A 12,873-nucleotide genomic window follows, 5' to 3' on the forward strand; every position below is an offset into this window, starting at 1 on the left:
CTTGTGCTGGTCTGTCCACGATTGCGCCCACTATAAAATTTGGTGGACACCAAAGTAGCCAAACTCAATGCTCAGTTCCAGACGGTGCTGAGAACTCGCTTACGCAGCAACAGATCGCCAGTCATCTGCTGTCAAGCGTACTCGCATAGCACCGAGCTATTACTTGCGGTATTTCTTAAAGTTACTGCTCCCAAGCGGCACTGTCGCCACATTCGTCGCCCCTACACCGTGCTCGGCCGCCTTTTCAAGGCAACAGGTTCAACCCGCGCATCTTTTCACCCGCGTGATCGAGAATATCCGCTACACCGGTGAGATCGTCATTGACGGCGTCCGCATCGACTTCCTCGCGCACACCTCCCATAAGCAGATCGAACTGTGAAATCCGTTGTCGCATGATCGCGACAGTTTTCTCGTCTCGCGTACCCATCAAGGCCGGATAAAGAATGCGAATCGGCTTCCCAACTTTGGACGCCCAGGAATCAACTCGACGCAGGCGGCCGTTTCGCTGCACCGTCCGGACGGGGCTCGGATCCAATTCGTGGTGAATCAGGTGGCGGCAAAAACGGTGCAAGTCGACGCCTTCGCTAAGGGTGTCCGTGCTAACTAGAACATCCGGACCGAACGGGCTGTTGAACACGGCCACTACCGTATCGGGCGCGTTCGTGAAGAACACCTCCGGATAGGGTTGCCCGAACGCGCTGTCTCCTGGATCGCAGACCGCGGCCACTCGTGCATGCGTCGCGCCCGGGAGTCTCTGTGGATCGCTTCGCAACAAGATTGAGCGCGTCGAGGCCGACTCCCGATCGATCAGTTGACGGTACAAATGCTTCGCCTGCGCGGCGATCCGGTATCCGGCGTTCGTGTCGCGCGCGAGTCCGGTAATGAGTGATCGCTTCGAAACGAGAGCCGATGCTACTGTCTCACCAAACCAGTGACCAACTTGGGCACGCACGCCATCCGAACACAGCCATTCAGTGAAATTGTCGAGGCGAGTTTCGGCTGTGCGCCCTTTGACCGCCTCCCACTCCTGCTCGAAAACCTCATCCCAGGCACTGCGCCAGATCGCCCTAGCATCGACGTGGCCTGCGGCCTCCTTTCGCCAGCGGATCGCATCCGCAAGTGCCGCAGTCAGCTCTGCCGCAGGGAGATGATGGCGGCAGAAGATCAGGACCTTTTCGCCCTGAGCGACAATCGACTTCGCCATTTGTACGGTGTCGGCGATCTTCGGATGCGTGCCGATTGTTCGTAGCACGGTTTGCGCGCGGCGTCCATGATGGTGGGCCGCAAGCGCCTCGGCGTCGCGACCCCGACTGGCGACTTTGCACGTCAGTACCTCAAGATCCTCCGCGAGCTTACCCGTCGAAACGTGATAGCGCGGGTCATTGCGCCGTACGTGCGGCCACTCCTTGCAACGTTGTCCCAATTCGAGAGCGCGATCGGCCCGCAGCATGACCTCCAGAAGTTCTTCGGAGGCCTCAAGCGGTGTGGTCGCCTCGGCGTCGTCGACATCAGAAATCTCGCCGAACGTTTTCCGCTCACTGGCTGCCAGATCCTTGATCCCATGCCGGATCACGAATGGCTTCATCTCCTTCACCGCGAGGCGTGCCGCCTCGCCAAGCTCGACTATCATCTCGCGCGGCGTGCTCGCATAGCGTCCTAGCCACAGCTTCGTAAGTAGCTCCGCATAATTCCGCATCGGTTTCACCGCCTCATCACCGCCAATGCGCTGGAGCAGTGTCGCCAGATCGTTCGGATCGATGCTAAAAGGTGTCGCGGTAATGACGAGCAGGCGGCCGATCCGGTTTCGTGCGTCGCCGATAGCCTGCCCGAGTCTGGAATGTTCCGAACGCGCCCTGTGAGCTTCATCGACGATCAGCAGATCGCACATCAGCCTTTCCGCCTTATGATGCGTCGACACAGCGATGGTGCCATCGGTCAGCCGCGTGATGTGGCTCCGCAGGCGGTTTTTTGCCGTATCCAGTTTCAGGGCGCGTGCATGCTCGGCGACGGCGTCGATATGCAACTCCAGTTCCTGACGCCAGCGGCGCGCCATCACGTCGTTCGGCGCGAGAATGCGCACACTCTTGCCGTTTCCGGCGAAAACCAATGCGCACAGCGTAGCGACTGTTGTCTTGCCAAGACCGGCATCATCGGCAAGCAGAATGCCCTCGGTACCGCCATTCATCCGGTCGAGAATCGCTTTCGCGGTGGTGAACTGGCGCTTGGTTGTGGGCAGCTTGAGTTGTTTCCATCCCGGGTTCAGGGCTCGGTGCCTATCGTGGCACTCGATATACTGCTTCGCCTTCCTGCAGTCGAGAAATTGCCAACTGCGCGCATTGATATCCAGACTCATTTGTTCTGCCTGATTCTCAATTGAAGTTCGTCGGCTGCTATACGCGCGGCGACGCGTTCGCCGAGGCGCGGCGCTGACTCGCCCGTTCTGTGCCAGCGCTCGTAGAGCTGTCTGCCGTCGCTGACGATCTGCTTGCGCAAGTTCTCGTCGGCGGACTGAAGATCGTTCCACCAGTTGTCGACGCAGCGAAAGCGCCGGCGTGCATCGAGATAAGCGTCGACCGCATAGTCGCCGCTGGCAGCGCCTTTACGCTTACCGTTGCCAGAGCCCTTGAGATCACCTTCGTCCGATACGCGTGCGTAGCCGTATTTTTCTTCAAGCAGAATATCGGCCGCTTCACGCAGCTTCGCTTCGTCGTAGTCAGGACAAAGCAGGCGGCCATCGTCGCTCGTACGGGTGTCGTGAATCGGGGTTGTCCTCGATTCGCCTTTCGTGGTGGTCACCGTCACCGCGACCGGGATGTATCCTTTGGCCTCGGGCCACGCAAGCGCGGCCTGGGACGGTAAGCCGTTCGACCACTCAACCCTCTGATAACAGATACTTTTTACACGCGCTACCGTAACCTCAATCCGGGCCACGAGCGGGCGTTGCGCACGGCATCCGATCTGAAGCGTCTTCCCGTCCCAGTCGGCCGCGAGCCATCCGATCTGCTGCTCAGCGTCGTGGCTGTAATCGACCTCGGAGGTATGCCGCACAAATTCGCCTTGCCCCAGTCGGCCGCCAAAGGCATCGCGTACCGGAAACGCGACGCCGAGTTCGAAGTTGGCGATCTCGAGCTTACCGTCCTGATTCCACCGGCCCCAAGCCGACTCGCTGAAATTTGCCGACGTTACAAGCAGACGGCGCTGATTGCCCTCGCGAAGCTCATAGAGTTTCGCGTGGCTCCAGCGCCGGTCTTCCTGCTTATGTTCGTCGCCTAGCGGACTCTGCTTGACGCCATCGGGCGCGGCGATCTCGCGCCATTGCATTCCCGCGTTTGTGAGCGCACGTTCGCTGGAGGGATCTAGTTGCCAGTTGTCGGCCCAAGGATGCTCACCCGCGATCCATGCCGAAGCGACATCATGTGGTTCTACAGCTGCCGTCTCGCACCATTGAACAAAGGCGTCGCGATTCCAACGTCCGAACGTGGGCGTAAACACCGTCAATTGTCGTGGATGCTTGCGCGACCAGAGATTCGCAAGTCCCGAAACGCCCCATGCGGTGTCTCGCGTGCGCAGCGTCGCAGGGGAATGCTTGCCAGCTACGCTTGCGACAAACTCGACACCTTCCGGACACGCCGCCCGGCGCAGCAGCTCACGCCAATCGGCGATCCGCGCACTATCCACGCCTGATGCCCGGCCGAGTTCAGCAATAAAGTTTGGCAGGCAACCCCAACCCCTCTCGCGCGCAATCGATCCGGTGGAGGTCAGCGGCACAACGCACCGCCATCCGCTCTGGATCTGGTTACTCAATCCAGGTTGCGTGAGGTTCGCAGACGAGATGACGATTTCGAGCGTCTGCGACGCGCCCGCTTCGATTGCTTCGTAGTGGAGCATCCAGAGCTTCGCGTGCTGGGTCGCTGCGCCGGTCGCGCCAACCTGAAAGCGCGCGATGTAATTCCAAATCCAGCCTTCGGCACAGGCAGGCGAATCGCCGCCCGACGACACGATTGCAATGCGCCCTTTGATACCTCGAAGTGCCGCCTCAAGCTCGGCGAAGTAGCGCAGCCGGTCGTCCGTCTCGCTGACATAGCTGTTTTCGAGGCCGAGCCAATGCGACAGATAATGCTCGATCAATACGGACGGATCCGGTGAATCGTAGGTAGTGAGCAACGCGCCGAGCAGTCGGCCAGTGTCGCTTCGACCGATCCCGGCAAGCGGTTTCCATTGTTGCGCCAGAAGCTTCCGTTTCGTGCTGGATGTCGCCATTACATCGCTCCGTCCGGGTCGAACGCATCTGCGCCGAGCAATGCGTCGGGAATGTGCTTGATGACGCCACACTGCACGCCCAGACGGCTCAGCGCTTCGATCCTCACGCGATAGTTGCTCGCCTTGCCGCCACGCGACGGCGCGAGTAGTTTCAAGTCGTTTCCGCTAAACATGAGCCAACGAAGCCCGCCGCCATAAGTCGCATGATGCCGTTCAAGCGCTTTCAGCCTGCGCCTCCGATCGGCGCCAGCTGCGACGATACCGCTCGCCAACACATCGGCGACGGAGAACGAGCCAGCCGAAGTCCCTTCTTTCTTCCAGCGTTTTGCGGCGCGCCCGAGTTCGTCCAATGCATGAACCACGTCGCTGTGAGCGAGTACGCCATCGATTGTCGTCGCACCCGTTCCACCGCTGCCCGCATCGCACTTTCCAGCCACACTCCAGCAAGCATTCATCGCGGCAATGCCCGCGTCAGCAAGCTCGGAGAATGCGGACCAGTATTGGAGGCGTTCGGTCGAGGGTTCGCCTGCGAGGCGGCGTGCGATGTCAGCATAGAGTGCGGGCCGCGTTGTCGCCGGGGAAGCCGCGGCGGCCTCAAGTACGCTCCTGCGTCGTCGGCCATCTTCGTCGCCGGCCGCCGACGAAAACAGCGACTGTGCCAGCACCCGGGACTCGTCCGCTGGAAGACGCTGTGCGTCGGTCAACACCGTCGGCAGACAAGTGTGCGTACCGCGGCCACGATGCCACTCAAACCGTTCGAGCCAATGTTCTTCCGGCAGCGAACGACGGCCCCCACCGATGCTCTGCGCCGGCTTCATCCGCACGCTGCCATGCACGATCTCCGCGAGCACCTTGCCATGGCTGTCGAGCCTCCAGCCATCCGCTCCGATCGTAAGACCCGGAAGCGAGCGCAGCGCCACTCGATAAGCTCCGTACACGCCGTTAAAGCGATAGCGTGCGTACGATTCGGGGAACATGCCAAAGCGCGCCTCAGTAGCCCCACCCTCGATCCATCGCCGGACGGCCTGCACGCCTGGCAATTGCCGACGCTCGGCCGCCTGGTCCGAGGTCGCCTTGAACGTGCGCGCAATCCATAGCAGTTCTAGCGGGCGAATCCACGTGTAGAGACTTCTCGCCGCGTCGCGCGATGCGACCGTATCCTCGTCAGCGCCAGCACCGAACTTGCGCCACGCCGGGTGCGCGTGCTCAAGCGCCCAGCATATGATCGACAGCCAGCGCGCGTCCGTAGTGCGATTCGACAACCCCGGAGCCAGCAACTCGGCAATCTCCTCAGCGACATGACGCATCCCGAGCGGATCGCCACGTCGTACCGCGAAATCCTCTAAAGGAGCGGTGTAGAACCATTCTGTTATTGTGCCCAACGATATCCCCGGCTTTGGTGCAGCTCATCCAGCAGTGGCCTGCGTTGCATCGACGAATTTTAAGAAATCCTAGCACACGGAAGTGTGGCAACAACCGCCCCGCAAGCTGTGGCAACCCCGCTACATGGAACAACGATCTACAGTCTGGACCCGTCCTCGCCATGCAACGCGGTGACCAAGTGCAGCTCTACGAGTTGCACGCGGCACGCCCCAGCGCGCTGAACACCGAAGCGCTGGAGCGCATTGGTGCGCTCTACAAGGTTGAAGAGTCGAGCGTCGAGCGTATTGGCAGACACATGCGCAGCCGCTGCTCGATCAGCTTCACACGTGGCTCACCGCCACGCTGGAGACGCTCTCGCGCAAGTCCGACACGAGCCGGGCGATTCTCTATGCGTTGAACCGGTGGGAAGCGCTCACGCGCTATTGCGGCGATGGGCAACTGGAGATCGACAACCTGCCGGTCGAGCGGGCATTGCGCGGCGTGGCGATCGGACGGCGCGATTACCTGTTCGCCGGCGCCGATTCAGGTGGCGAACGTGCAGCTGTGATCTATAGCCTGATCGCCACCGCGAAACTCAATGACGTCAGGTCAAGACGTCACTGGCTACACGCTTACGATCGATGGGACGTTTACGCGAAGGCAGCAACCTTTGCGCTCAGTGTTTACTCTGGCTACAAAAAATGCACGGAAAACAAGGGATGGCAAGATAGGCTACCGCCGGTTTTGGGTAACCATATTCAACACCCACCTGCCGATTACAAACGGATGCTGCCACGGAGCTACGCCCCCAGATCCAGCGCCCATGTCACGATGAGGCTCGCGCGTGTCATAAACAAGCCATCAACAGCTCATAGAGCATCAGGCAACAAACAAGTCGTCAGGGCCGAGATAGGTAATGTTGATCTTGTTGATATCCGGAGACATATTGGCGTGAATCAAACCTACTCGCGTAGGATTGAGCGATGACGGCACACGCCCCAAGAATGCGCCGTCAGCCGAGAGTACGCATAACCAATCGCGCCACTTATGAATCTGAACGGGGGTGCCTGGCGGCGGCGGAGTCTTGTGCCAAAACACGTTTGCCCAATACGACCGCTTGGCCCAAATACGGCTTTCATGTGGACTAAAACTTTGCACGAAATCAGTCCACATCGCCTTCGTCTCAGCTGTTGGCCAGTCGGGTTGCGCGTTTCGCTCGCCGACTGCTTCCGATTTGAGCCACCGTCGTAGCTCCCAACCATTCTGAAAAGTCGCGCCGGTATCAGCGACAGCCTTGATGGCGGCAAGCCTAGAATTAAATCCGGCCTGGATGAGAATCGAAGACGAGCGCTTAAGCGTTCCAGTTTCAACAGCAGGGACTACCAGGCCAAGCTCATAGTCATCAACCAAGATATCGTCGACGGTGTCACCGTTAGCGGCCGCACGAACGCGGATGGCCTCCATCGCCCAAGGCAGGCGATAGACAAGCCCCCCTTCGATGAACTGCAGCGTTTCCGACTCTTGACCCGCAGCGATGCCGGCCAGAGGTAGACCTAAAAGCCAAACACGCAGAACGTCCCGCCAATCATCGGGTAACGGGTCAGGCGCAAAGGGATAGAAAGCAAAGACGTGCTCGGCAACTGCCGTGATCGCTGCAATAGCCGCTTCCGCGTCGTCTCTGAGGATGGCCTCATTTGCCTGAATCAAAAGAAGATTGGATTGCACGGCAATTGCATCGAGCGCGTGCCCAGTAGTCAACCCAACGCCAGCCAAGAAATAGCCCCGACGGCGCGCAGCCGTTGATTGACTCCAGATATATCGACTACGAGACACAAGACCCGCCTTGAGCACCCGTTGCACCTGTTCATTCCGGCGCAGTAGACGGCGATGCCAGAGTGAAGACTGCAAAATGTCGTCCAGCGCAGCCTCTACCCCCTCCTCTGGGATATCATTTTCGCCAATGAGACTAAGTATAGCGGTGTCGAGCGTGGAGACATGTCTCTCCCAATCGGCAAGAGCACGCTCATGATCCTCGGGCTCTTCATTTGCTATTTCCGGGAAACTCCAAGCCTCTGCATTGTTAACCACATATTCGACGAGCTGATCCAGATTACCACCCGTGTGTGTGCGCATACGCGACAGCAGCACCGCGATGAGCCGCACGAGACCACTTTCCATTTCTCGTGCACCGAGATCCGTGATGAGCGCCTCCCAGTTACCCCGTTTTTTCGCAATGTCGTCGAACATCGGGAAGAGCACGATACCTTCGACGTCAACGTAGGCTCGACCGGCTCGCCCGATCACATTCTTGAACTCTGAGATTTCGATCCGTTCCCCACTCCGATGGAGGGAATGCATGATAACGGCAGTGGCTGAGAGATTGAGGCCCTGCGCTAAGGTTGGTGAGGAAATAGTCACCTTGAGCACATTATCTCGTAGCAGACGCTCGACTTCCTTGCGATAGGCGGTCGGAAGGGCACCGTGATGCAATGCGACACCTAAACGAAGGCATTTGAGGATCGCGCTATTTGGCCCGAGCCATTCCTCTCCAAGCGCGATCGCCGTATTTAGAACCGCAGGATCAGCTTCAAGCAGTGAGCGCAACGAACCGCGCTCGTAAAGATCGACGATTACATCTGCGAAGGGCTCGACGCTTCGCCTTTCCGGGCAGAAAATCAAGACGGTCTGCTCATCTTCGACCAACCGCCAAGCAGTCGCCAAACACAGCTCACGTTGATTGTCAGGGAATAGGCGGGTTCGGCGACGCTTGGGCGGAGTCCACGTCGGGGGCACAGCCCCGGTTATGAAGCGTTGCACCCATGGGCGCTCGTCGCCTACGCGAAGATTCAATCGCGCGGAAGGTGATGTCCATACTACTTCACCGAACCGTAACCGGGTGGGACGCCAATCGTTCTTGATTAAGCCTCCGGGGTGATCTCGCCGCAGCCACGCCGAAAAATCATCAAGCTGATCGCCATCGGGCAAGATCGCCGAGAGACATACGATGCGCCGCTCCTGGGCATCGGGGCGGCGAAGAAGCCGCTGGATCTGCACCTCATAACGGACCTCGCGCTCATTGAGACCAATCATGTGGCCTTCGTCGAAGACGAGCAAACCAACGTCGTCAAGCAGAGAGGGGTCACTGCGTAGCGCAAAATCGAGTTTTTCCGGCGTGGTGACTACGATGTCCCGTTCGCGAATCGCATCCTCATCGAAACCGCTCACCCCAATACTGCCGTAGAGCGCTGAGATCGTCTTGCCAAGCGGACCGAAAGTTCTCTCCAAAGTCGTTTCCGTTTGAGCCGATAGCGCGCGAAGTGGAGTCACGAAAAACACCCGCTTGTCGCCCGCAAGGCAGCGCAGGATGCATAGTTCCGCAATGCGTGTCTTACCGGCACTCGTGGGGAGAGAAACCACCAGATCGTCGGACTGATCGACGGCCCGGGTTGCGGCCTCGATTTGCGATGGCCAAAGGTCGATCTCGGCTTTCGCCCGACGTTGCAGCAATGCAATGAACAGCTCTCGAAGGCGAGGCCAGTCAGCCGCTTCGCCACCCGCAGGTTGGAGCGGCACTCTCTCGTGAAACGTATTCGACCAGAGGTCAGGCAGGAGATGGATCGCTATGCGATGCGCCCACCACTGCGGGACCATATTCAACTCACTGCAAGCGGCAAGGCCTACCCGGAGCCGATCGAGCGCCCGATCGAGCAGAGGCCGGTCACTGCGCTCAAGAGCCGTGAGGAAAAGTGCCATGGCCGCGAGAAACGCATCGGTCAGTGCCGTGTCAAGGCAGTCAAAGACAAAGCTATCGTCGCTGTCGAAGTGATCGGTAGTTCCGTCGAGCTGATCCAGATTTTCCTGAAGGCCAGCAGCAATCCGGGCATCGCTGCCTTCGCCAGAGGCACGGTAATTGAGGGTACTGAAGCGTAGAGCACCGAAATTCCGTCGCATCAATTGGGCGAGTACGCGCTCGATTTGCGAGAAATTTTCATCGGCTTCGACGATCGAGAGTAATGAATAAGCGCGAGCGGAGAGATGCGCAAGATGATAGCTTGCTGCTGCCATGATGAAGTGAAAGTTGCGATCGACCTCCTGACGATCACCTTTTGCGATGACAGCCTCAAGCGCTGTAGCAGCTTGCTCAAAAGCGATGCGAGCTTGTGCGTCATTCCCACCGAGTTCGCGAAGCCGAAGGCCGAGGCCAAGAAGCGCGTAGCCGTAGGAATGCAGGTCGTAACTAAGCTGTGGTGCAAAGGCTGGTGCATCAGGCGGAAGCGCTCCATCGCGCCAGATGATCGCTCGCGCCTGTCCTCGCGCGATAAGATGGCCACGAAAGCCAGCGACGGCAGCTTCTTCGATGGCGGCCGCTATTGCTTCAGACGTTGTTGGCATTGGCGATCACCTGGTCATAGACTGCACCGATGAAGGCGACGTGGCCCTCTATACGAAGACCAACTCCCCATTGGGTAACCGGCCCGGGATAAGTCTGAAACGCAGCGCTTAACAGAGCGTCCGGCGCATTTCCGGAAAAGGTAAATAGCAGATGCCGGACGTGCTGTACCAAGATGCCATGTTTGAGCAGTGCATCGTCGATCGCATCGGCAAGGGGCCGATTGCCTAGTTCGAGAAGACGTGCCGAGATGAAAGACAGGGCATGAGCAGAAGGCAACCCACCGTCCTTATCAAGAGCAGCTCGAGCGTCGTTGAGGACTTGAGCGGTGAGTGTCGCGCGGCTCTTTGCTTCCGTCTTCAGGAAATGGAGACGTCGGGTCTGAGGGTCTTGAAGGATGCCAATCACGTCATCACCGCGCATAGCCATATTGCGATGGTCCTTCCACCGTAATCGCTTGATAGGCACCTGATAGCCGCCACTGTGCGCAGCGATCCACTCAGTTGCATAGATCTCACCGAGATCGCCAGAGCGGATCGCCTTGGTGGTAGGAAGTTTGCCCTGAATCAACGCGGCCGCCGCCGGCTTACCGAGGCGTGCTAATGTGCGTGCTACCTGCTCCTCTGACGCGTAGTGTCCGGGAATGATTGCCGCTGTGGCCTGAATTCCCGTCACAAGCTTACCAGGCTGTCCGGTCATTACACGACGAAAGTGATGTCCTACCAGTTCATCGACAGACAGGCACCAATCATTGAACTGCGCCATGCTCTTCCTTCAGGTCAGTGCGGAAAGAGATCGCGGACGCGAACGAAGGGCGAACCCGTTTCGGCAGCGCGGCGAATCTTGCGTTCAAGAACTTGAGTAAGCGGGATCTCTCGATCCAGCATCTCATAGAGATCGAGTCCGTCCATACAAATCACGCGCTTGCCTCGTCCAAAGGCCAAAAGGCCATCATCGGTGAAGCCGCTGTTGCTAACAAAGAGGCCGCGGGTCCAAGAGGCTTTCTGTTCGATCTTACCGTGGAATGTATGCAACTCGGCCACCCCGATAGGCTGGCCGTGCCATTTGGCTTCAAGTAGATAGATGTCGCCACGAAGTTGAAAGCTGCCATCGATTTGCTCGCCACGGAGCCTGAACGGCTCACGGGCGGTTAGACCAAACGTGTCGAACAGTTCCTTTAGAAAACCCTCAAAGGCATAACCTCGTGCCTGCGGGCTAAGAGATGCAACCTGAAGAAGGTTGACCTTAATCTGTGCGAGCTTCTGCTGGCCGACGACGCTGTCCGGCGCTATGGGCATTGTTGGTTGTGTAGTCACCCCACCAGACAGGCGACTCATCAAGCTCTTGAATCGCGCTTCCGCATTGATAACAGGGTCTTTCCCACCTGTGCGAGAAAGATATTCGGAACGATGCTCCCAGAGTGTAGTCAGGGTGCGTGCCGCGGTTGCGTCGTCGCAGTGCTGAAGGAAATAGCGCAAACGCTTACCCTTTGAGCGGCCTTGCACCGCATACATAGGATCGTCGATATTGACCTTTAACTCGGAGGCAAAGAAATTGGAGAAGCTGGCGTCGGAGAAATCCAGCACGTACCCCGAACCCCGGATGAAGTCGACAAGATCATCGATGAATCGAAGATCTATGGATCGGATCGTGCTAATAAACTTCCTCCTTGAAGACGACTATAAGCCCAGCCGTAGATTTGCCTATAAACCTTAGACTCGAAGGGTATATCCCCGAAGGAAAGATACACGGCCGAGAACCAAGCAAAATGCGTTAGCAAAAACTGACGGCATGTGGACTTCGATGCGCAAACGTCTCTACCCAGCTACCCACGCCTCAGCTTGCGACACGAGTTGACCTCGTCGAACGTTCGACAACTGGCTGAAAGCGAGAATCAAGCGCGCCAGCTCAGTGTCATCAGCATAGAAGAAAGCAACGGACACTCGCAGCACTTCCGCAAGACGAAGCGCAAATGTGTATTCGACCTTGTGAATGCCGAGTTCGTAACGATTAATACGAGTGCTAGCAACGAAGGGATCCAGCCCAGCCTCAATACCGAGTTGCCTCTGCGATAGCCCGGCCGTCAGACGCGCCTCTTTGAGTCGTGTTCCAAAAACAGACGAATACGCTGCAGACATTCAGAGTAGCCCATTACAAACGAGCTACGAATATCGTTGCAAAAGTTCGCTTCAGATACTACGATTTTCGTAGCTAACTTGGTCGATTCTGCTTAGACTCGCTAGTGACAACCCTCCTGAGCGATACGCCGCCCGCCCTCTGCCGTCGTCAGGTTGAAAATGGACCATTTGCCAATCCCGTTTCCGTCGATCGATTTCCGCATAACGCTGACCGAGCAGGAATACAGTCGTCTGCAAACGTTCAACTCGGAAGTGATAGAGGCGGAGCAATGGATCACTCAACACAGCAAGGACATGATGCTTTCGTACAGTCTCGCGGCAGCCCAAGAGCGTCACGCTGAAAATGGACGACTGGACGAAGATGTCGAACTCACCGCGACTCTGTTCTTTCTGGCAAACGACGATCAGCCTGACGTGCCGAACACGGATGACCGAGTCATCGCACAGATCAGCATCCCGATCCTTTCCAAACTGCGCTTAGACGGGAGGACTTCGTCGGCCAACCTTTGCACCGATGTCAACGATGCCCATCGGGACACCATGGAATCAATTCCTTCTGGAGTTGTACGACCGTGCTCCTGCAACGTGACAAGGCGAAGCTCTTGAGCATCCGATCAATATGCTGCGACGTGACACTCATCCAGCAGAGGCTTCGTTCCTGGTGAAAAAACTCATGCATTAGCACCAAGTAGGCTGTAACCGACAAGGGATGCACTTCGGCAT

8 protein-coding genes and 1 pseudogene are annotated in these 12,873 nt (G+C 58.0%); 2 read left to right on the plus strand and 7 right to left on the minus strand.

Annotated features, from left to right (window positions below; genetic code table 11):
- Window positions 1–244: 244 nt before the first annotated feature.
- The 3 genes from ACYVNQ_RS09280 to ACYVNQ_RS09290 are packed head-to-tail and all read right to left on the minus strand — an operon-like array spanning window position 245 to window position 5,180.
- A complete protein-coding gene (locus tag ACYVNQ_RS09280; RefSeq protein ID WP_460902199.1) occupies window positions 245–2,353 on the minus strand; it encodes an SNF2-related protein in 2,109 nt (702 codons plus the stop codon).
- Complete coding sequence (locus ACYVNQ_RS09285) at window positions 2,350–4,260, minus strand: tyrosyl-DNA phosphodiesterase 1 (RefSeq protein ID WP_460902200.1); 1,911 nt, start codon at window positions 4,258–4,260, stop codon at window positions 2,350–2,352. The genes ACYVNQ_RS09280 and ACYVNQ_RS09285 overlap by 4 nt, the downstream gene beginning before the upstream one ends.
- On the minus strand, window positions 4,260–5,180 hold the full coding sequence (locus ACYVNQ_RS09290) for a hypothetical protein (RefSeq protein WP_460902201.1): 921 nt from the start codon (window positions 5,178–5,180) through the stop codon (window positions 4,260–4,262). The genes ACYVNQ_RS09285 and ACYVNQ_RS09290 overlap by 1 nt, the downstream gene beginning before the upstream one ends.
- 644 nt (window positions 5,181–5,824) lie before the next feature.
- Between ACYVNQ_RS09290 and ACYVNQ_RS09295 the strand changes: the two are divergent.
- Window positions 5,825–6,228: pseudogene (locus ACYVNQ_RS09295) on the plus strand (IS66 family transposase); the annotation flags it as partial.
- 273 nt (window positions 6,229–6,501) lie between these two features.
- Here ACYVNQ_RS09295 and ACYVNQ_RS09300 read toward each other — a convergent pair.
- The 4 genes from ACYVNQ_RS09300 to ACYVNQ_RS09315 form a co-directional block, all read right to left on the minus strand.
- On the minus strand, window positions 6,502–10,014 hold the full coding sequence (locus ACYVNQ_RS09300; protein ID WP_460902202.1) for a DEAD/DEAH box helicase: 3,513 nt from the start codon (window positions 10,012–10,014) through the stop codon (window positions 6,502–6,504).
- Window positions 9,998–10,777 carry a Hachiman antiphage defense system protein HamA gene (locus ACYVNQ_RS09305; protein ID WP_460902203.1) on the minus strand — a complete coding sequence of 260 codons (780 nt, stop codon included), beginning with the start codon at window positions 10,775–10,777 and terminating at the stop codon, window positions 9,998–10,000. The genes ACYVNQ_RS09300 and ACYVNQ_RS09305 overlap by 17 nt, the downstream gene beginning before the upstream one ends.
- A 14-nt stretch (window positions 10,778–10,791) precedes the next feature.
- Window positions 10,792–11,598, minus strand: coding sequence for a restriction endonuclease (locus ACYVNQ_RS09310; RefSeq protein ID WP_460902204.1), 807 nt, complete (start codon window positions 11,596–11,598; stop codon window positions 10,792–10,794).
- Window positions 11,599–11,829: 231 nt separating this feature from the next.
- A complete protein-coding gene (locus ACYVNQ_RS09315; protein ID WP_460902205.1) occupies window positions 11,830–12,150 on the minus strand; it encodes a helix-turn-helix domain-containing protein in 321 nt (106 codons plus the stop codon).
- Between the two features lie 159 nt (window positions 12,151–12,309).
- On the opposite strand from ACYVNQ_RS09315, the gene ACYVNQ_RS09320 reads away from it, so the two are divergent.
- Entirely contained in the window at window positions 12,310–12,756 is a 447-nt protein-coding gene (locus tag ACYVNQ_RS09320) for a hypothetical protein (RefSeq protein ID WP_460902206.1), read from the plus strand.
- Window positions 12,757–12,873 lie beyond the last annotated feature (117 nt).

This window comes from Paraburkholderia jirisanensis (genome assembly GCF_054782355.1).